15 protein-coding genes are annotated in these 21,008 nt (G+C 66.0%); 8 read left to right on the top strand and 7 right to left on the bottom strand.

Translation table 11 applies throughout. From position 1 onward, the window contains the following. The 3 genes from pta to HNQ08_RS19090 all read right to left on the bottom strand — a co-directional run bounded on the left by pta (position 1) and on the right by HNQ08_RS19090 (position 4,558). Positions 1-2,139: a phosphate acetyltransferase gene (gene pta / locus HNQ08_RS19100; RefSeq protein WP_184135771.1), complete on the bottom strand. Its 2,139-nt coding sequence runs from the start codon at positions 2,137-2,139 to the stop codon at positions 1-3. Positions 2,140-2,180: 41 nt separating this feature from the next. Then, complete coding sequence (locus HNQ08_RS19095) at positions 2,181-3,371, bottom strand: acetate kinase (RefSeq protein ID WP_184135768.1); 1,191 nt, start codon at positions 3,369-3,371, stop codon at positions 2,181-2,183. A gap of 137 nt (positions 3,372-3,508) precedes the next feature. Further along, positions 3,509-4,558 carry an aminopeptidase gene (locus HNQ08_RS19090; protein ID WP_184135766.1) on the bottom strand — a complete coding sequence of 350 codons (1,050 nt, stop codon included), beginning with the start codon at positions 4,556-4,558 and terminating at the stop codon, positions 3,509-3,511. Between the two features lie 280 nt (positions 4,559-4,838). Here HNQ08_RS19090 and HNQ08_RS19085 point away from each other — a divergent pair, with 280 nt between their 5' ends. Beyond that, entirely contained in the window at positions 4,839-5,387 is a 549-nt protein-coding gene (locus HNQ08_RS19085) for a DUF4142 domain-containing protein (protein WP_184135763.1), read from the top strand. 152 nt (positions 5,388-5,539) lie between these two features. On the opposite strand, the gene cysK is transcribed toward HNQ08_RS19085, so the two are convergent. The 3 genes from cysK to HNQ08_RS19070 all read right to left on the bottom strand — a co-directional run bounded on the left by cysK (position 5,540) and on the right by HNQ08_RS19070 (position 8,681). Continuing rightward, entirely contained in the window at positions 5,540-6,490 is a 951-nt protein-coding gene (gene cysK / locus HNQ08_RS19080; RefSeq protein ID WP_184135761.1) for a cysteine synthase A, read from the bottom strand. A gap of 142 nt (positions 6,491-6,632) precedes the next feature. After that, entirely contained in the window at positions 6,633-8,489 is a 1,857-nt protein-coding gene (locus tag HNQ08_RS19075; RefSeq protein WP_184135758.1) for a PRC-barrel domain-containing protein, read from the bottom strand. 54 nt (positions 8,490-8,543) lie between these two features. Continuing rightward, entirely contained in the window at positions 8,544-8,681 is a 138-nt protein-coding gene (locus tag HNQ08_RS19070) for a hypothetical protein (protein WP_184135756.1), read from the bottom strand. 461 nt (positions 8,682-9,142) lie between these two features. Here HNQ08_RS19070 and aceB point away from each other — a divergent pair, with 461 nt between their 5' ends. The 7 genes from aceB (at position 9,143) to HNQ08_RS19035 (ending at position 18,259) form a co-directional block, all read left to right on the top strand. Then, positions 9,143-10,708: a malate synthase A gene (aceB, locus tag HNQ08_RS19065; protein ID WP_184135753.1), complete on the top strand. Its 1,566-nt coding sequence runs from the start codon at positions 9,143-9,145 to the stop codon at positions 10,706-10,708. Positions 10,709-10,720: 12 nt separating this feature from the next. After that, positions 10,721-11,530, top strand: coding sequence for an IclR family transcriptional regulator (locus HNQ08_RS19060; RefSeq protein ID WP_184135750.1), 810 nt, complete (start codon positions 10,721-10,723; stop codon positions 11,528-11,530). A 105-nt stretch (positions 11,531-11,635) separates the two neighbouring features. Beyond that, positions 11,636-13,045, top strand: a complete 1,410-nt coding sequence (locus HNQ08_RS19055; RefSeq protein WP_184135748.1) for an aldolase/citrate lyase/malate synthase family protein — start codon at positions 11,636-11,638, stop codon at positions 13,043-13,045. After that, positions 13,042-14,322: an allantoate amidohydrolase gene (locus tag HNQ08_RS19050; protein WP_184135746.1), complete on the top strand. Its 1,281-nt coding sequence runs from the start codon at positions 13,042-13,044 to the stop codon at positions 14,320-14,322. Before HNQ08_RS19055 ends, HNQ08_RS19050 begins: the two co-directional genes overlap by 4 nt. Beyond that, positions 14,319-15,659 (top strand): allantoinase, encoded by a 1,341-nt coding sequence (locus tag HNQ08_RS19045; protein ID WP_184135744.1) that lies wholly within the window; start codon positions 14,319-14,321, stop codon positions 15,657-15,659. Before HNQ08_RS19050 ends, HNQ08_RS19045 begins: the two co-directional genes overlap by 4 nt. 49 nt (positions 15,660-15,708) lie before the next feature. Next, positions 15,709-16,485, top strand: coding sequence for a (S)-ureidoglycine aminohydrolase (gene allE / locus HNQ08_RS19040; RefSeq protein WP_184135741.1), 777 nt, complete (start codon positions 15,709-15,711; stop codon positions 16,483-16,485). Between the two features lie 49 nt (positions 16,486-16,534). Then, positions 16,535-18,259 carry an NAD-dependent malic enzyme gene (locus HNQ08_RS19035; RefSeq protein ID WP_184135739.1) on the top strand — a complete coding sequence of 575 codons (1,725 nt, stop codon included), beginning with the start codon at positions 16,535-16,537 and terminating at the stop codon, positions 18,257-18,259. A gap of 109 nt (positions 18,260-18,368) precedes the next feature. Here the strand turns inward: HNQ08_RS19035 and HNQ08_RS19030 are convergent, their stop codons facing one another. After that, a complete protein-coding gene (locus HNQ08_RS19030) occupies positions 18,369-20,990 on the bottom strand; it encodes a YhgE/Pip domain-containing protein (protein ID WP_184135737.1) in 2,622 nt (873 codons plus the stop codon). Positions 20,991-21,008: the final 18 nt, after the last annotated feature.

Raw genomic sequence — 21,008 nt, 5'->3', positions numbered from 1 at the left:
TCAAGGGGAACGCTCAGATGACCCTTCCTCGGTCTGCGCCGCTTCCCCCTGCGCGGCCTGGATGGCCGTCAGCGCAATGGTGTACACGATGTCGTCCACCAGCGCCCCGCGGGACAGGTCATTGACCGGCTTCCTCAATCCTTGCAGCATCGGCCCCACGGCCACCACACCTGCTGCGCGCTGCACGGCCTTGTAGGTGGTGTTCCCGGTGTTCAGATCGGGAAAGATAAAGACCGTGGCGCGGCCGGCCACCTGGCTGTTGGGGGCTTTCTGGCGGCCCACGCTCAGCACACTGGCGGCGTCGTATTGCATCGGGCCGTCCACCATCAGGTCCGGGCGGCGTTGCCGCACCAGCCCCGTGGCCACCCGCACCTTCTCCACGTCTTCGCCGCTGCCGCTCTCGCCGGTGCTGTAGGACAGCATGGCGACCCTTGGTGTGATGCCAAAGGCCAGGGCGCTGTCGGCACTCTGAATGGCGATATCGGCCAGCTCCTCAGCATTGGGATTGGGATTGATGGCCGCGTCGCCGTAGACCAGCACCTGCTCAGGCATAAGCATGAAGAACACCGAGGAGATCAGCGACGCACCGGGGGCGGTCTTGATCAGCTGCATCGCCGGACGCACGGTGTTGGCGGTGGTGTGCACAGCGCCCGACACCAGCCCATCCACCTCGCCCTGGGCCAGCATCATGGTGCCCAGCACCACGGCGTCTTCCAGTTGTGCCTCGGCCTGTGGGGCGGTCAGGCCCTTGCTCCTGCGCAGTTCCACCATCGGGCCCACGTACTGCGCGCGGATACTGTTGGGGTCAATGATTTCCAGCTCGGGCGGCAGCACCAGGGCCAGACCGTCGGCCACCTGCCGCACCCTGTCGGGCGAGGCCAGCAGCAACGGGCGGGCAATGCCCTTTTCGACGCAGCGAATGGCCGCGCGGATGGTCCGCGGCTCATCGCCCTCGGGCAGCACGATCCGTTTGTCGGCGGCGCGGGCGCGCTGGATCAGCTCGTAGCGGAAGGCGCTGGGCGGCAGCCTTCGCTCGCCCACCACGTCCGGCGTGCGGATGCGCGTCCGCAGCGCCGCCAGGTCCAGGCGATCGGCGATGAAGTCCAGTGTGCGGTCCATCCGCTCGGTGTCGTCGTGAGGCACGCGGGCGTCCATGCGCGACAGGCGCGAGGCGGTGTTGAAGGAATTGGTCTGCACGCGCATCACTGGCAGCGATGAGGTCAGCGACGCCCGGCACAGCTTCTCGATGCTGTCCTCCGGCGCACTGCCCGAGGTGTACATCAGCCCCGCCAGTGGCACGCCGCTCAGGTGCGCCAGCGCAGCGGCCATGATGACGTCTTCGCGGTCTCCAGGCGTGACTACCAGGGCGCCGGGCACGAACAGGTGGGCCATGCGCGGCACGGTACGGGCGGTGACGACTGTGCTGGTCACGCGCCGCAAGACGGCCTCCCCCTCGTTCAGTACCTCGGCCTCCAGGTAACGGGCCACGTCCAGCGTGCGCGGGGCGGCCAGCGCCGGGGACTGCGCCACCACGCCCAGCAGTGGCAGTTCCCCACCTGCTAGCAACGGACTGCGCGCCCGCAGCTCGGCCATCAGGCCGCCGAAATCCAGGGTAGGCGGCGCAAAATTCAGCACATAACCGGACAGACCGGTGCCATCGCTGCGGCGGTAATTCTGGGCGGCAATCTCCAGTTCGTCGGCCAGCGTGCCTGCCGTCACCCCGGCCAGGCTGGACACCAGCACGGTACTCGCCTCCAGGTTGCGGGCGAGCGCGGCATTCAAGGCGCCCGCGTACACGTTGCGCTCGGTCAGGGCCAGGCCCTCGGCAATCAGCACGTCCGCGCCGCCGCCGTCCGTCGCGGCGCGGGCCAGGGCAATCACGCTCTCCATCAGGTCCTCTTCCGCGCCGTGGCTGAGCTGCTCCTCGGCTTTTGCCAGCGCAATCGGATCGGGGGTCTTGAGGTGCGTCAGCGTGCGGGCGAAATGCACGCTGTCGTCGGTGGCGCTCTCGTGGGTCTGGGCGATGGGCTTGAGAAAGGCGACCTTCAGCCCCTGTCTTTCCAGCGCGCGGGTCAGGCCAAGGGCAGTGCTGGACAGGCCTACAGCGTTACGGGTGGGGGCGATAAAGAGGGTTTTCATGGGCAAGCTCCTTCGGGCGGTCTAGGAGAAAGAGGGGGCGCTCAGCGGGGCCTGAGGGCCAGGATGTCCGCCGTCTCGCGGGCGATCATCCATTCCTCATTGGTGCCCACCACCAGCGCGGAGAGACTGTCCGGGGCACTGATCGGACCGCCCTGACCGCGCACAGCTGCCGCGTTGGCATCCTCATCCAGCCGGAGGCCCAGGAAAGGCAGTCGGGCCAGCGCCCCAGCACGCACCCCAGGGCTGTTTTCGCCGATGCCGCCGGTGAAGACCAGACCGTCCACGCGGCCCAAGGCCACCGCCATGGCGGCCATTCCCTGAGCCAGACGGTAGACGAAGATCTCCACGGCCAGCCTCGCCCCCACATGGCCGCGCGCCGCTGCTTCCTCCAGCTCGCGCATGTCGTTGGTCAGGCCTGACAGGGCCAGAAGACCACTTTCACGGTTCAGGGCCGCCGTGATCTGGGTCAGGGTCAGACCCGAGACGCGCGCCAGGTAGTCGTGCAGTCCCGGATCCACGTTGCCGCTGCGGGTGCCCATCACCAGTCCCTCCAGCGGCGTCATCCCCATGCTGCTGTCCACGCTGCGCCCGCCCGCCACAGCGCTGACGCTGCAGCCGTTGCCCAGGTGGGCGGTGATCAGGTTCAGTTCGCTCAGCGGGCGGCCCAGTAAACGCGCCGCCTCACCGGCCACGAAGGCATGGCTGATGCCGTGGAAGCCGTAACGCCGGACGCCATGCTGCGTGAACCAGGCTTCCGGTACGGCGTAGCGATAGGCGATTTCCGGCAGGGTTTGGTGAAAGGCGGTGTCGAATACCGCCACCTGCGGCAGCCCCGGAAAGGCATTCATGGCCGCCTCGATGCCCGCGATATTTGCCGGATTGTGCAGCGGCGCCAGCGGCACGCACTCGCGGATGGCCTCCAGCACTTCGGGCGTGATGGGCGCGGGGGCGCTGAAGCGGCTGCCTCCATGAACGACGCGGTGGCCCACCGCCCGCACGTCCTGACGCAAGCCCAGCACGTCCAGCTCGGCGAGCAGCAGGGTCATGGCCTCGGCGTAGCTGCCGCCATTCAGGGAGTGGGTCTGCCGCGTTCCGTCCGAATCCAGCCGTATGGACGCGGCCTCCGCACCCAGCCGCTCGGCCAGTCCCGACAGCCGCGTTTCCCCGGAAGCCGGGTCAATCACGGCAAACTTGAGGCTGCTGCTGCCGCTGTTGAGAACCAGAGTCCACATATGGGGTCATTGTCTCAGAAGGGGAGCGAGACACACGGGAGCCGCTAGGTTTTCTTCAGATCGGGAGGAAAAGGCTTAAGGATTGAAGCGGCTCCCCTTCTCGTGGGAGGCCAGGAAGACGTTTCAGCCGCGTTTCCTTAGCCACTCCTCAAGCAACTCTGCCGTTCTGCGCCTGGCCGTTCTGCGCATTCGGCAGCGTCCCTGATCAAGGTGGGAATGTCGTCGCCACTGCGCTCCAGCAAAGCCAGGAAGTCTGGCACCAGCGTCGCATAGGCGGCCACCGCACCCAGCGAGGCATTGTCGGCCCCGCGCGTAAACCAGCCATCGTAACCGGCGTAGCCGCCCCAGCTGGCCTTGAGGACAGCGTAGCGGTCATTGAGGGTCTGAAGAATGGCGGCCTTGCGGGTCTGGACCTCGGCTGCGGGCAACTCCTGGGCGTACAAGGTTTCCAATTCACCCCGGGTCTGGAGCAACAGTTTCTCGAAGGCCGACGCACGTTCCTGGGCCAGCCGATCTGCGTCCGCCAGTTCGGGGGTGCCGTATTTCTTCAACCACCGCGCCATCCCCGCCTCCTCGATGGCGGTGGCAAAGGACTCGTTGAAGACGGTGTCGTCCTTCACGTACAGAGCCGGATGCGCCAGCTCATGGATCACGGTGCGGATCAGCCCCGCGTCGCTGGACGACAGCATGGTGGACAGCACCGGGTCTTTCAGGTAGCCCAGCGTGCTGTAGGCACTGACACCGCCCACGCTCACGTCGTCCCCCGCCGCACGGCGCGTCTCGGCGTAGGCGCGGGCATCGGCCTCATGAAAGTACCCCCGGTAGCTGACGCAGCCTGCGACGGGAAAGCAGGAGGTTCGCAACCTGACGCTGTCGGGCGGCGCGGAAAACACGTTCCAAACTACGGCGGGCCGTCCCACGTCCACATATTTCAGGAAGGAGCCGTGATCGGGCAGGCCCAGTTCGCGGATGGCGAAGGCGCGCACCCGCTCCACCAGTTCCAGCTTGCGGCGCACTTCCGCGTCGGTGGTGGGATCGGCCAGCACGTCTTCGATAGGCCGTGCCCGCCTCAGCAGGTCCAGTTGCCCGCCCGCAGCCTGCACCAGGTAACGCACCTCCGAGCACGCCGACAGCGTCACGGCCAGCGCCACGACACCGGCCAGCAGCGCGACTCTAGCGGGGCGCACCAATCACCACTCCACGGACGGAAATCATGCCGACATGTTAGCTGGGCAAGGGCAACGCACTCCGGTCTACCCTTGCTCCCTCAACTAGAGAGGGGCGGGCCTGTAGCCCAAGACACCCTGTGAAGACCGCCTGCAATTTCGCTTAAAGCCGGGCGAAGGTCAGTTCAAGGCGGCGCCCGGTTTCTTTAGCTGGTGGGGGGACAACCAGAGGGTGCACACGTCAGGCTATGCAGCAGAGGCGACGATACGGCGCCACTTCACTGCTTCACAGGAGAATGACATGTTGAAACTGACCCATGCCCCAGCCCTACTCGCCAGTCTCGTGCTGCTGCTGCCCACTGCCTCGGCGGGCGGCAATGATATGGGGGTCATGACGCCTGCGGTCTCCACCGCCCAGCTCAGCAACGATACCGATGTGCTGTTCATGGAAACAGCCACCATGAGCAACCTGACCGAGATCGCCACCTCGCGCCTGGCCCTCCAGAAGAGCAGCGACCCCAATGTGCGCGCCTTTGCCCAGATGATGATCGACGACCACACCAAGGCACAGAACGAGCTGAACGCCCTGGCCGCCCAGAAAGGCGTCAAACTGGCCGACAAGCCGGGGGCCGATCAGCGTCTGCAAGGCAACAAGCTGTCCACGCTTACCGGCGCAGCTTTCGATGCCGAATACAAGAAGGTGCAGGTGGCTGGACACGACATGACCCTCATGTTGATCAAGACCTACCGTACGATTGGCAAAGATGCCGCAGTGCTGGCCTACGCCGCAAAAATTGAACCGGTGGTGGCCGGACACTTGGAAATGGCGAAGGGACTGCCAGGCGGATAAGCGCATTAGAGCTGAACTGTTTGGTGATCTATCAGGGGCTCAGCTTTTATTCCACTCCGCTCATTTTCAGGGGAAGGGAGGCGAACCTTTACAGTTCGCCTCCCTTCAGTGGGCCCATACGGCTATGAGCTGGTAAGGCAACCACTCCCGATTCAGACACGCTCACGCGAGTACGGCCGGTAGCCCGGCGGTGTTCCGGTTTCGTCGCTGAACAGCGCGGTGGTCAGGTAACGTGCCCCGGTGTCGCAAGCGATGGTCACGACGCGCTTGCCGGCGCCCAGCTGGCGGGCCACCAGCAGGGAGGCCCAGGCATTGGCTCCGCTGCTCATGCCTACAAAGACGCCCTCCTCCTGCGCCAGACGGCGGGCCAGGGGGTAGGCATCCTCCTCCCAGACGGTGATCACGTCGTCGATAATGCTGCGGTCCAGGTTGTCGGGGATGAAGCCTGGTCCCATGCCTTGAAACCCGTGCTCGCCGCGCTCACCACCACTGAGGACATTGCTGCGCGCGGGTTCCACCGCAATCACTTGCAGGGCAGGATTATGGGCCTTGAGGAACCTCCCCACCCCGCTGATCGTGCCCCCCGTGCCAGTGCCGTACACGAAAGCGTCAATGCGTCCGTCCATCTGTTTCCACAGTTCCGGCCCGGTGGTCCGCTCATGGACGGCGGGATTGGCAGGGTTGGTGAACTGGCCCATGACCACAGCCCCGGTTTCCTCCGAGATGCGCCCCGCCTCCTCGATGGCGGCCAGCATGCGGCGCTCAGGATCGGTCAGGACCAGTTCCGCACCGTAGGCCCTGAGCGTGCGCTTGCGCTCCTCGCTCATTTGGGCGGGCATGCACAGGATCAGTTTGTACCCCTTGGCAGCCGCCACCTGTGCCAGACCCACCCCCGTGTTGCCGCTGGTGGGCTCCACGATGGTGCCGCCGGGCTTCAGCCGTCCGCTGCGTTCGGCGTCCTCGATCAGGCCAAGCGCCGTGCGGTCCTTGATGCTGCCGCCAGGATTCTGGCCCTCCAGTTTGATGAACACGTCGGCCATGCCAGGTTCGGTGACCCGCTCCAGTTGCACCAGCGGCGTGTTGCCAATCAGCGTCTCAACCATGTCGGCCAGCATAGGCCCACCAGCTGGGCGGCAGGGCGCCGGAACTCGCAAAGTCAGGCCGTGGCCCACCGAATAGACGCCGCCCCGTCGCAGGGACGGGGCGGCGCTGGGAAGGGTAGTGGACGACTCAGTTCGCCATCAATCAGCCCTGCGTTTTAGGATCGGTAGACAGACCAGTGAGCGGCGTGTTGTGCTCACCCACGTCTGGCTGACTGTCTAGAGCTGCCCGTCCATGCTCGTCGGGGCGGCTGGCCAATGGATCGATGTGCGGCGTTTCCTTGCTCACGCTGTCGAGCAGGATGTCGAGCACGTCACCCTGGGTGGCCAGTTGCACGGCCTTGTGGGTGACGATCTCGCCCAGGTTAAGGATGATGCTGTCGTCGGGGGCCAGAATTACACGGTTGACCGGACGACCCAGGGCGTCCTTGATGCGCTGCTCTTGGGCGGCCTTCTGGCGCTCATCCAGGGCAGTCTCGGCGTCCTCGCGGCGCTCACCGAGCCAGCCCTTGGCGCGGTCCAGCAGGTTGCTGGCTCCGCTGGACACGTTCTCCAGCCCACCAGCCAGGGCGGCGCGGGTGTCCGTACCGCTGGCCTGGGAGGGACGGCCCACCGTGGCCGCCAGCAGCTGATCCTCAACGCCCAGATGCTGGGCGCGTTCCACGATGGCCGCCGTGACGATCTGGCCCTGCGCCGCGACCAGGCTGCCGCCGGGACTGCGGACCTCCATTCTGGCGCGGCGCCCGATGGCGGCCTGCGGGCTGCTGGGGTCCACCCCGCTGCCTGCACGCGCAGTCTGCACACTGCCCGAGATCGCGGCAGCGGTCAGGGCACCCAGCTTCCCAGTCTGCTCGGCGCGTTCGGCCTGATACGCGGTGATCACGCCGTCTTTGTAGACAATCGTTTCGCCTGCGTCGGTGGTCACGTCGCTGCTGGCAGTCTTGCCCACCACGTAGGCCTTCTGACGCTCGGCGGTGGCGTCGCGCATGTCGTCGAGGCCGCCCTGCACGCGGCCACGGGCGTCCCCGTACGTGGCGACGATCACGCCGCCGGTGGCGTTGGTCGCCAGTGCCGTCAGCTTGCCATCGCGCTCGGCACGCTCGGCCTGTTCGGCGGTGATGATCTGGCCCTTGGTCACGATGGTGGAACCGTCGTCGGCGTGCAGGTCATTGCCCGCCGCCTTGCCGATCACATATTCCTTCTGACGCTCCCTGGATGCGTCGGAGATGTTGCCGTAGGCGTCCGAGATCGCCCCGCCTGTCGCGGTGGTGGCCAGCGCCCCCAGCTTGCCATGCTGCTCGGCCAGTTCGGCCTGCTCGCTGGTGATCGTGTCGCCCCTGGCGACGATCACGGTGCCATCGTCCAGGGTAATGTCGCCGCCCGCCGTCTTGCCGATGGCGTATTCCTTCTGGCGCTCCTTGGTGGCGTCGGCAATGTTCTCGTACGCGCCCTTAATCGAATCGCCCGCGCTGCTGAAGGCCCCCTTCAGACCGCCCGGTTCCTGCTCCTGCATGGCGGTGGCCACCGACAGCGGCACAATGGCGGTGTCGGCACCGATCTGCACATCGTCGGGCGCAGGCACAAACGTCCGTCCGTTACTCAGGTCAGAGAACAGTCCGCCAGTGGCCTCGTAGCCCTCGACCTTGCCAGTCTTCTCGTCGAAGTACACATCGGCGATCTTGCCCAGATCCTGCCCGTCGGTGGTCAGCAGGGTCATGCCGATCAGGCTGACCTTGCTGTCCAGCACGTCGGCCAGCCGGCCATCATCGCGCGTGGTGGTCACATGGTCCGCCGAGTCGATCATGATGGCGTCCTCGCCAATCGAGCGGACCATCTCGAAGGGCACGACCTTGGCGGCACGGAACCAGCCGCCCTCGTCGACCAGCAGGCCCAACACCTCATTGGCCTGATGATCGAAGATCAGGTCATGCACACTGTCGAGGCGCTGACCGGAATCGATGGCAACAATGTGCCGCCCCAGAATGTCTTTGCCTTTAATCATGGGTCACGCTCCAAGCGGGAGTGAATAGCGGAGAGGAAAAGGACGCGGGAAGCTTCAGATAAATCCAAGATCAAGGATGCCCTGCGGTTTCAAGTACAGGAAATACGCCAGCAGGAAAATGACAATGAGAATCAAGAGGATCAGCAACCAGATGTTGCCGCCGCCGCCGCGATTGCCTTTGAGTCGGGTCATGGTGCCTCCATACAGAAGTGTATTAATGAACGGCGGGGCAGTGATGGCTGAAGCACTCAGCCGCACTTGTTTTAACCTTGGTGTGGTCTTTACAAAATTTAAGATCACAGGCAGTGATTGATGCAAGACAACGGCCTTAATTTGCGACAAAGGAATCGGAGATTGGTATATGTCCGCGAAGAAGGTGGGCGGGGCTTGTGCCCTCACGGAATGCTGTTATTCACTTCACACTCCACCAGTCACTCGGTAGGGCCTGACTATGCCCTCTAGCACCGAGTTAGACAGGCACTGTCTCCGCGCCGCAAACAGGGTGTTCACATTCCCGTTCAGTTTGCGTACAATGAAAATCAAATTCACTGCACGGAAGTTAAGTGAATCTCAGAGCTGCAGTGCCACCGTGCCTCTTCAGACGCTTCGGGCCCCCTGCCTTCTCTTTCGCCCTTTTTCTTCAAGGAGCCCCCATGAGCCACGCCGCGCCCTCCGAAGGTTTGCAATTCCACGCCCCCATCAGCGAACAGCAGCGCGAGATCCTGACCCCCGAAGCGCTGAGCTTCGTAAGCGAATTGCACCGCCGCTTCGAGCCGCGCCGCCGCGAGCTGATGCAGCTGCGCCAGGACCGTCAGGCCCGTCTGGATGCCGGGGAAGTCCCCGACTTCCTGCCAGAGACCCGTGAGATCCGCGCGGGCGACTGGAAGATCGCGCCGCTGCCGGAAGACCTGCAGGACCGCCGGGTGGAGATCACCGGGCCAGTGGACCGCAAGATGATCATCAACGCCCTCAACAGCGGGGCGCGGGTGTTCATGGCCGACTTCGAGGACGCCAGCAGCCCCACCTGGGACAACATGGTGGACGGCCAGCTCAACCTGCGCGAGGCGGTGCGGCGGGAAATCACGCTGGAGCAGAACGGCAAGTCGTACAAGCTCAACGAGCAGACGGCGGTGCTACTGGTTCGCCCACGCGGCTGGCACCTGCCCGAGAAGCACGTCACCGTGGACGGCGAAACGCTGTTCGGCGCGTTTTTCGACTTCGGTCTGTACGCCTTCCACAATGCGGCGGAACTGCTCAGGCGTGGCAGCGGCCCATACTTCTACTTGCCCAAGCTAGAATCGCATCTGGAAGCCCGGTTGTGGAACGACGTCTTCAACTACACCGAGGAAACGCTGGGCCTCGCGCGCGGCAGCATCAAGGGCACGGTGCTGATCGAGACCATCCTGGCCACCTTCGAGATGGACGAGATCCTGTACGAACTGCGCGAGCATTCGGCGGGGCTGAACTGCGGACGCTGGGACTACATCTTTTCCTACATCAAGAAATTCCGCGAACAGCCGGGACGCGTGCTGCCAGACCGTGCCAAGGTCAGCATGGCCGTGCCGATGATGAGCAACTACAGCAAACTGGCCATCCAGACCTGCCACAGGCGCGGCGCACCCTCGATTGGCGGCATGAGCGCATTCATTCCGGTCAAGAACGACACCGAGGCCAACGAGAAAGCTTTCGCGCAGGTGCGCGCCGACAAGGAACGCGAGGCCACCAACGGCCACGACGGCACCTGGGTGGCACACCCCGGCATGGTGGGGCTGGCCACCGAGGTCTTTGACCGGATCATGCCCACACCCAACCAGATTGGCAGCGACAAGCAGATGGACCTCAAGGTGACGGCAGCCGATCTGCTGTCCCCGCCCGAGGGCACCGTTACCGAGGAAGGGGTCCGCATGAACATCAACGTGGGTATCCAGTACCTCGCCGCATGGCTGCGCGGCAGCGGTGCGGTACCCATTCATAACCTGATGGAGGACGCCGCCACCGCCGAGATCAGCCGTGCGCAGCTGTGGCAATGGCGCAAACAGGGCGTGGAGCTGGAAGACGGCCGGACCCTGAGCCCCGAACTGTTCGACGAACTGTACGCGGACGAGGCCGGAAAACTGGGCAGCGATTACGCGGACGCCACAGAACTGTTCAAGGACATGGCCACCCGCACGCCACTGGTCGACTTCCTGACCCTGCCCGGTTACGAGCAGCTGGCTTAAGCTATGGCCGACATGACCTCTTCCTCCAGCACCCGTCAGAAGACAGGCCGCGCCCGCACGGGTGACGCGGGCAGCGTCCGCACGCTGGAACGCGGGCTGACAGTGCTGACCTCGCTGGCCGAGCTGGGTCAGGCCTCGCTGACGCAGGTGGCCAAGGCCGCGGGACTGTCGGCCAGCACGACCTACCGCCTGCTGGAAACACTGCGCCAGAGTGGCTTCGTGGAATGGGAGGAGCGTAGCGGGCTGTTCAGCGTGGGCGTGCGGGCTTACCAGGTGGGCGCGGCCTTCGCCGGACGCAACACCCTGGTGGGCGCGGCCCAGACCGAGATGCAGGCCCTGGTCAACGATCTGGGCGAGACGGTCAATCTGGCGGTGTTGCGCGGCAGCGAGGCGGTGTACATCCATCAGGTAGAAGGCCGCCAGCTCGTGAGGATGTTCGCGCAACTGGGCGCGGGCACGCCGCTGAACTGCTCCGGCGTGGGTAAGGTGCTGCTGGCCTGGCAGAGCGACGCTGACGTGGAACAGCGGCTGGGTGAACAGCCCTACGCGGCCTTTACCCCCAATTCCATCACGGCGCTGGAACCGTATCTCCAGGAACTTCAGAACGTGCGGGCGCAGGGTTACGCGCTCGACGACGAGGAACGCGAGATTGGCGTGCGCTGCATGGCCACCCCGCTGCGCGACCACACCCGGCAGGTGGTGGCCTCACTGAGCGTCTCCGCACCGACCTCGCGCTTCGACAAGTCACAGGTTCCGGCCTTCTACACGCGGATGAACGCGGCCTCACAGGCCATCTCGGCTCGGCTGGGCTGGACGACGTAGTTCGGCAGACCGGAGGCTTCCACGCCCAGGTGGACGCCTCTTTTTGCGGTTCGATAGATAGATGTCTAAGTAAGCAATGGCTCAGTGGCTTCTGGAGGTTCGCCCATGACTGCACCCCCGCTCAAAATCAGGCCCGCCGCGCAGGAACTGGTGGCCGCCCTGCACCGCCAGCTCAGATCGCGCTGGGAAGCGCTGGACGCGGCGGGTCAGCCTGCGCCCGCCGCGCCCCCGCCGTATCAGGCCGCCGCGCTGCCCGGCGATCTGGCGAACAGGCGCGTGGAACTGATCGTGGAGGCCTCCGATCTGGCGGCCCTGAACACCGCGCTGAACTCGGACGCCGACGCGCTGGTGCTGGATTTCGACGACACCTTCGCACCCACGTCAAAGAACGTGCAGGCGGCATATGACGCGCTGGAGACGGCCGCTAGGAGCGACAAGCCTCTGCTGGCCCGACCCCGCGCGCTGTATGCGGTGGAAGAACACCTCGCTCCCGAAACGCTGCATGACGGAGGTCCCGCCATCGCCGCCCTCTGCGATCTGGGCGTCATCCTGGCCGCGCGGCCCGAAAGGCCCATCCACATCTACGTGCCCAAATTGGAAACCGTGCAGGAAGCGCAGCTGTGGGACGACGCGCTGGCGCTGGCCGAGCAGCACCTAGGGCTGGAGAGGAATGCCGTGAAGGTGTGCGTGCAGATCGAGACCTACGCCGCCTGCCTGCACGCCGACGCCCTGCTGTTCGCGCTACACGGGCGGGCCTTCGGGTTGAATGCCGGGCGCTGGGACTACGTGTTCAGCCTGACCAAGCGCGTGGGCCTGCAGCGTGGCGCCATGCCGCCGCGCCATGACCTGACGATGGAGCTGGACGCCATGCGCGCCTACGCCGAGGCGCTGGTGCGCGTCTGCCAGGCCCGCGGCGCGCAGGCCATCGGGGGCAGCGCTGCCGTCGCGCCGGACGCACAGAACCCGCAGGTCACGCTGGACGCCGTACGCGCCGACAAGACGCGGGAAGCCGCCCAGGGCTTCGTGGCGGCCTGGGCCGGACTGCCGGAGCTGCTGGACGCCGTGCGTGAAGCTTTCGGCGGAAGCACGCCGCACCGGCTGCCGGCCGAATCCGCCGAGCGCACCCACGAGCGCCTGCTCGCTCTGCCCGCGCCGCGCCCACTGCCCCTGAACGTCGTGCAAGACACCATCGGCCTGGCACTGGCCGTGTTCGAGGCGTGGTACGACGGACGCGGCGTGGTGGTTCGGGACGGACGCATCGAGGACACCGCCACCGCCGAACTCGCCCGCGCGCAGTTGTGGCAATGGCTGAACTGCGGGGCGGACCTGGAAGGCGGCGATAAATTGACGGCTGACCGCTACCTCACGGAGCGTCGCGCTCTGGCTGGCGACCACACCGCACAGGCCCGGCTCCTCGACTCTCTGGTTCTCGCCCCCATCTGTCCCGAGTATTTTCCACGTGCCGCGCAACTCTTGCAGAAATCCCCTCTCCAGCCCCAGGAGGCCACCCTATGACCGCCGATTCGCGCCCCGCTTCCCTGTCCGATGAGACGATTCAGGCCCTGAGCCACAAGATCATGGACGCCTGCGCCGCGCTGGCCTGCCACACCGAGGTAGAGGGTGAGATCAACCGCCCCTTCCTGTGCGCCACCACACGGCAGGTGCACGCGTACCTGACGAGGTGGGCCGACGCGCTGGGCATGACCACCTCTATAGACGCCGTCGGAAACCTGCGCTCGCGCCTGGCCGGCCCGACACCGGACGCCCCGACGCTGTATCTCGGCTCCCATCTGGACACGGTGCCGAATGCGGGCGCCTACGACGGCATTCTGGGCGTGGTGATGGGTTACGCCATGCTGGAAGCCGTCCGTTCTCTTCAGGAAGAAGGCGGCCAGCCGCTGCCCTACGCGGTGGAAGTGGTGGGTTTCTCGGAGGAGGAGGGGGTCCGTTACGGCGTTCCCTTTATCGGCAGCCGGGCGCTGGTGGGAACGGTGGACGCCATGCTGGAACTGCGCGACGCGGCAGGCCAGAGCGTGCGCGACGCCATCCGCGACTACGGCCTGAATGTGGACGAGATTGGCGAGGCGCAGTTCAGGGGACGGGCGCTGGGCTACTTTGAGATTCACGCCGAACAGGGGCCGGTCTTGCAGGACGCGGGCGTGTCGCTGGGCGTGGTGGAGGGCATCGCCGGTCAGAACCGCGTGATCCTGGAGTTTATGGGCCAGGCCTCGCACGCCGGGACCACCCCTATGAACCTGCGCCGCGACGCGCTGGCCGCCGCCGCCCGCTTCGCCGTGGCCGCCGAGGACCTGGCGCGCGCCACCCCCGGCCTGGTGGCCACCGTGGGCGTGATGCAGGCCCGGCCCGGCGCGATCAACGTGATCCCCGGCGAGGCGTATTGCACGCTGGATATCCGCCACGCACGGGACGAGGTGCGATTGAAGGCCTTCGAGCAGCTGCTGAACACCGCAAACGCAGCGGCGGTGGAGCGCGGCGTGACCGTGACCATCACCCACAAGATGGAGGAGCAGGCCACCCCGATGTCCGACGCCTTCAAGGCCCTGCTGCACCGCGCCGCCACAGCGGAGGGCCTGCCGCACCCCGAACTGGTCAGCGGCGCGGGGCACGACGCCATGGTCATGGCCGCGCACATGAGGGCGGCCATGCTGTTCGTGCGCTCGCCCAATGCGCTGAGCCATCACCCCGACGAACTGGTCCTGGAAGAGGATGTGGCCGATGCCCTGCGCCTGGGTGTGCGGTTCCTGCATCTGCTGGCCGCAGAGAACGCATGAGCTTTGACCTGATCGTGCGCGGCGGCACCCTCGTCACGCCCCAAGAGCTACGCCGCGCTGACCTGGGCATCAGCGGCGGCCAGATCGTGGAAGTCTCCCAGGAGATCACGACAGGTGGCCAGGCCCTCGACGCCTCCGGCCTGCACGTCTTCCCCGGCGTGGTGGACGCACACGTCCACTTCAACGAGCCGGGCCGTACCCACTGGGAAGGCTTCGAGACCGGTTCACGGGCGCTGGCGGCAGGCGGGGGCACGTCATTTCTGGACATGCCTCTCAACTCCTCACCCCCGGTGCTGGGGCGCGCTGAATTCGACGCCAAACGCCAGATCGGCGAGCAGAAGTCGCTGGTGGATTTCGGGCTGTGGGGCGGATTGACGCCGGCCAACCTGGATCGCCTGGACGAACTGGCCGAGGCCGGCGTGGTTGCCTTCAAGGCGTTCATGAGTCACAGCGGTCTGGATGAGTTTCCGGCGGCCGATGACCTGACGCTGCTGGAGGGCATGCGAACAGCCAGACGTCACGGCCTGCCCGTCGGCACCCATGCCGAGAGCAACGAGCTGACGCGCGGCCTGACCGAACAGGTGCGCGCCGGCGGCCACAGGGGGGTGCGCGACTACCTGAACAGCCGCCCCGTGCTGGCCGAGCTGGAGGCCGTGACCCGCGCCCTGCTGTTCGCCGAGGAAACCGGGGCGGCGCTGCATCTCGTCCACATGAGCAGCGGGCGGGCCGTGGCCCTGGCCTTTGAAGCGAAACAGCGCGGCGTGGACGTGACCATCGAGACCTGCCCCCACTACCTGCACTTCACCGACGAGGACGTGGAGCGCGTGGGCGCGGCCCTGAAATGCGCGCCGCCGCTGCGTTCGGGGGCCGTGCAGGACGACCTGTGGGCCGAATTGCTGAGCGGACACATCGACATCGTGGGTTCGGATCATTCTCCTGCGCCGCCGAACATGAAGATCAGCGACGATTTCTTCGCCCTGTGGGGCGGGATCAGCGGGGTCCAGAGCACGCTGAACGTGCTGCTTACCGACGGTTACGGCCAGCGCAACCTGCCGCTGGAAGCCGTCGCCGCCCTGAGCGCCCTGAACCCCGCCCGACGTTTCAACCTGCCGAACAAGGGCCGACTGACTGCAGGAGCCGACGCCGATCTCGCGCTGGTGCGCCTGGACGAGACTTTCACCCTGACCGATCTGCATGACCGCTGGAAGCAGAATCCCTTCGGGGGCCAGAACTACCGGGGGCGAGTGACCCAGACGCTGTCGCGGGGACAGACGGTCTACCACAACGGCAGGTTTGAGGACACCGCGCGTGGGCGGTTGCTGCGGCCCGGGAAGTAGCGCTGTTCTCCCCCACTTTGATCCCCAGCCCCGACCCAGAAGGAGTTACATGAAACATCTCGGAGCCACGCGCAGCGCGCTGGAAAATGCCCACGCGGTCATCACCCCCGAAACCTTCGTCCGCACCGCACTGGCCGAGTGGCCGGGCAGCGCGGTCGTGCTGCACATCGCGCCCGTGATCGGCACCCGCGCCCGCTTCGTGCAGTTCACGGCCCAGATGCCTGCCGGAGCAACGGCGAGGGAGTCCGCGCACGGCTATCAACGCTTCGCCTTTGTCCTGAGCGGTGAGGTAGAGGCCCAGATTGAAGGTACCGGGGACGGCGAAAAGCGCACGCTGACAGACTACGATTACGTCTACCTCCCGGCGGGCGTGGCCCATACCCTGACCGCCAGATCGGACGCCCGCGTGGCCGTGTTCGAGAAGCCCTACGAGGCGGTGGAGGGTGTTGTGCCTCCCGGCGTGTACTGGGGCAACGAGCGCGAGAACCCCGGCTACGCGTTCGAGGGCGATGACCACCTGATCGCCCGCAAGCTGCTGCCCGACGAGGTGCCCTTCGACTTCATGGTCAGCACCATGAGCTTCGCGCCGGGGGCCACCCTGCCGTACACGGAAGTGCATTACATGGAACACGGCCTTTTAATGTTGGAAGGCGAGGGGCTGTACAAGCTCCAGCAGACGTATTACCCGGTGACGACCGGCGACGTGATCTGGATGGGCGCGCACTGTCCGCAGTGGTACGGCGCGCTGGGCCGCGACTGGAGCAAGTACCTGCTGTACAAGGACATGAACCGCCACCCGCTGGCGATGCTCGGCTGCGGCCTCTGAATCCATCTCCCCATCTCCCTTCGCCTTCCCCGCTTCAGAGGAGAACCCCATGACCCGGAACACCCAGCCCCTGACCGATCACTACGACGTGCGGCGCGACTCGGACGGCCACCGCTACCTGCACCCGCTGGTGACCGGCTTCAACCTGACCCGTATTCCGCTGCTGAACAAGGGCACCGCCTTCACGGAGGACGAGCGCCAGAAGCTCAATCTGGACGGCCTGCTGGCCCCGCAGGTGGACACGCTGGACGTGCTGGCCGAGCGCCTGTATGCCGACTACCTCAAGGTCAAGGAGCCGCTGGAGCGCCACGTCTTCCTCCGCAACCTGCAAGACCGCAACGAGGTGCTGTTCTACGCACTGCTGGCCGCGCACGTCGAGGAAATGCTGCCCATCGTCTACACCCCCACGGTGGGGCTGGCGGTACAGAAATTCAGCCAGATCTACCGCTACGCGCGCGGCCTGACCCTCAGCACCAGCAACATCGAGCGGGCCGGGCAGGCCCTGGCGAACGTGCCGCTCAACGACGTGCGGATCATCGTGGCCACCGACAGCAGTGCGATCCTGGGCATCGGGGATCAGGGCTTCGGCGGCATGGCGATCTCGATCGGCAAACTGTCGCTGTATACCGTTGCGGGCGGCGTCGGTCCCGACAAGACGCTGCCCGTCGAACTGGACGTGGGCACGGGCCGCGCCGATCTGCGTGAAGATCCCTCCTACCTGGGCGTCAAGCATGAGCGCCTCAAAGGAGAGGAGTACCTGCGCTTCGTGGACCGTTTCGTGGAGGCCACGCTGGAGCGTTTCCCCAAGGCGATCATCCAGTGGGAGGATTTCTCCAAGGACACGGCGTTCATGGTGCTGGACCGTTACCGCAAGGTGGTCCCCAGCTTCAACGACGACATTCAGGGGACGGGCGCAGTGGTGCTGGCGGGCGTGCTGAATGCCTGCCGTCTCAAGGGCGAGACCCTGGCCGAGCAGCGCGTCGTGATCAGCGGCGCCGGTGCGGGCGGGGCCGGCGTCGCCGCCGCCATCCGCGAGGGCATGCGCCGCGAGGGCCTGAGCCCCGAGCAGATCGCAGAGCGCGTCTTCGTGCTGGACTCCCGGGGCCTGCTGACCGATGACCGCCCCATGGAAGACTACAAGAAGTCCCTGGCAACGCCCCAGGCCCTCACCCAGGATTGGGCCGGAACCTCGCTGCTGGACGTGATCCGTGAGGCCAAGGCCACCGTGCTGCTGGGCCTGTCCGGCGTGCCGAGCACCTTTGACGAGGAGGTCGTGAAGGCGGCGATGGCCAACACCCCGCGCCCGCTGGTGTTCCCGCTGTCCAATCCCACCGCCAACTGCGAGGCGCTGCCTGAAGACGTGCTGCGCTGGAGCGATGGCGCAGCCTTGGTGGCCACCGGTAGCCCGTTTGATCCGGTGACGTTGAACGGCGAAACCTACCCCATCGGGCAGGGCAACAATGCCTTTATCTTCCCCGGCCTGGGCTTCGGCGCAATCCTGGCGCGCGTCCGCGAGATCACCGACGAGATGGTGACCGAATCCGCCTACGCGCTGGCCGCCTACACCCAGCGTCACCACCCGGGCCGCACCTTCCCGCCCGTCTCCGAGCTGGGAGCCGCCAGCCTGGAGGTCGCCGTGGCCGTGATCAAGCAGGCCCTGAAGGACGGCGTCGCCACCGAATTCAGCATTCGTGGCCTGAATGACGACGGATTGCTGGAACTGGTGCGCCGCAAGTTCTGGCAGCCCACCTACCTACCCTTCAAGGTGGAATAAACGGGAGGAAAAGGCAAAGGGCGCGTGCCAGGAAGACTGGACGCGCCCTTTTTTATGGCTGGGCAATTGAACCGCGACAGGTCAGGCGAAGCGGGCCAAGCCCTTTCCCCTACCCCCGCGCCAATTCCTCCTTCTCGTGATGCACTTCCTCGGAGACCAGCGGCGAGGAGATCAGGGGTTTGAAGTCCTGGTCGGCCACCAGTTCCCAGCGCCGCCTGCCCAGCAGGCCCGCCCCGACACTCAGCACGGCGATGCTCAGCAGGATCAGCATGAAGGTGACGTAGCTGCCCTGGAATGCACCGCTCATGGCATGGCGGAAAGCGTTGACGCTCTGTGTGACCGGCACGAAGTTGTGGATGGCCCCGAAGAAGGACGGCGCGAGTTCCACCGGGTAGCTGCCGCCCGACGCGGCCAGCTGAAGGACCAGCAGGACCAGCGCGATCAGGCGGCCCGCCGCGCCGAACAGGAAGATCAGCGCCAGCACCAGCGTCAGAAAGGTCAGGCTGGAGGCCAGAGCAGTGACGACCACCTGCGCCGGGTGCAGGAAATCCACCCCAAGGGCATGCACGCCCCAGACCACCAGCAGCGCCTGAAGGCAAACCAGCGCCGCGGGAACGGCGGCCTTGCGCAACATCCGTGCGAACTGCGAGGTGCCGCGCCCGCTGCGGGGCAACTGGCTGTACGGGAAGATAAAGGTGGTCAGCGTGACCCCCACCCACAGGCTCAAGGCCATGAAATACGGCGCAAACCCGGCCCCGTTGTTCTTGACCGGCGCGAACTTCTCGGTCACCGGGAGTACGCTGGCGCTGAGGCCGGCCGGATCGCCGCCGAGCCCCTGGGTATCGGCAGGGATCTTGCTGTAGAGGGTATCGAGCCCGTCGCGCAGCTTGGTGGCCCCGCTGTCCAGATCGTTTGCGCCAGTCTGAAGTCTGGCCGCGCCACTGCTCAGGGTTTTCAGGCCGCTGCTCAGTTCCCCGGACTTCTGCGCCAGGGTGGAGGCTCCGGTCTCGAGGCTATCCAGATCGCCTTGTGCGGGCAACCCGCTGGTGATCTGGCCCAGCGCGTCTTTGATTTTGAGGTTACCCTCGACCAGCGTGTTCACGCCGCCCTGCAGGGCAGTGACTCCCGCGCTCAGATCCGCCGCTCCCCGCGCCGCCTCGCCGGATTTCTGGGCCAGTGTCGCCGCCCCACTCTGCAGTTGCCCGGTGCCTGCCGTCAATTGCGCGGCCCCGGCACTGAGCTGCTGGGCGCCCATGACGGCGGTGGACGAGGCAGCGGAGGCGTCCTTCAACCCTGCGGCAAGGCTGGTCGCGGCGGTCTGCACCTTTGCGGTGCCTGCCGCCAGATCGCTTGCCCCGCCGGAGAGTTGCCTGGCACTGGTCGCCGCTTTTGCTGCCCCATCAGCCAGTCTGGGCAGTGCGTTGCTCAGGCTGTTGCTGCCCGCGTGAACCCCCGTGGCCCCGCTGTTGACCTGTGCCACGCCGGCCTTGAGTTCGCCCGGCAGGAGTGCCTGGTCCTTCACGGATTCATTCAGGGTCTTGGTTCCGGTGGCGAGTTCGGCGGCTCCCTCGTTCAGGGTGTTGGCCCCTGCGGTGGCCTGTTGCAAACCGCCCGACAGGTCTTTCAATCCAGCGGCAAGCTGCCTGTTTCCGGCGGCCACCTTCCCGGCCCCGGTGTTGGTCGCCCTGGCCCCGGCCAGGAGCTGACCCGCACCGTCCGAGAGCTGGTCCAGTCCACTTTGAAGCTGAGGGAGTTTGGAGGCCAATTCACGGGAGCCGCCTGCAAGCTGCGCCGCACCGGTCCTGGCTTTCTTTGCACCATCCGAGAGGGCCGAAGCTCCGTCCGAGAGCTGATTCAGGCCGCCAGACAATTTGGCCGCCCCACCCTGAAGTTGCGCAACGCCGCTTTGTAGGGGCGCAAGCTGGGCCTGACCGGGGGCCGCCGCCTCCAGCTGACGCAGTCCGGTGGAAAGCCTGGCACTGCCCGTCGTCAGTCTGCCAACACCAGCGAAGAGCGCTTTCGCGCCGTCCGTCAGCTGCGCGCTGCCGTCGGCTGCCGTCCTCGTCCCATCTGCCAGATCAGCCGCGCCACCCTTCAGGGCCTCTGTGCCGTCCTGCAACGTGATCGCGCCGTCGCGCAGCTTCCCGGTGGCCGCTCGGATATCGGCAAATCCCTTCTGAACCTGTTTCAGTGAGTCGCCCACGACCTCCCAGCGGTTCTCGCCCAGGGTGCGGTTGAGTTCCTCGCTCATGGTGGTGGCAAAGGTGGAGGCCACACGGCTGGCAAAGTAGCTGCCGCCCTCAGAAACGTAGAACTTCAGCAGACCGTGGCTTGAACTGTCCCCCGCCACCGCTTTCGCGCTGAAATCGGCAGGCAGGGTCAGCGAGAAATACGCTTCGCCGCGCCGCACGGCCTCCTTGGCCGCCGCCTCGCTGGGGTAACTCAGGTAGTTGAATTTGGGATCGCCGCGCAGGTCCTCCACGACGTCGGCGCCCAGCCTGACGTCCTCACCCCGGCTCCGCGTTCCCTGATCCAGATTCACCAGCGCAACGGGCAAGTTGCTCAGATTGCCGTAAGGGTCAATCGCGCTGCCCAGGTAGATGCCGGCGTACAGCAGTGGCACCACCGCGATGGCGCCGGCGGACAGCCACATCATGGGATGCCGCCACAGGCTGCGCTCGGCAGGGGTCAGGGTGTTGAAATCTTTGGCCAGAGTAGAGATGGGGGACATGCAGGCTCCTTGAAACGC

The organism is Deinococcus humi, from assembly GCF_014201875.1.
Lineage (GTDB): Bacteria > Deinococcota > Deinococci > Deinococcales > Deinococcaceae > Deinococcus > Deinococcus humi.
This window is presented reverse-complemented; position numbering and strand designations above follow the sequence as displayed.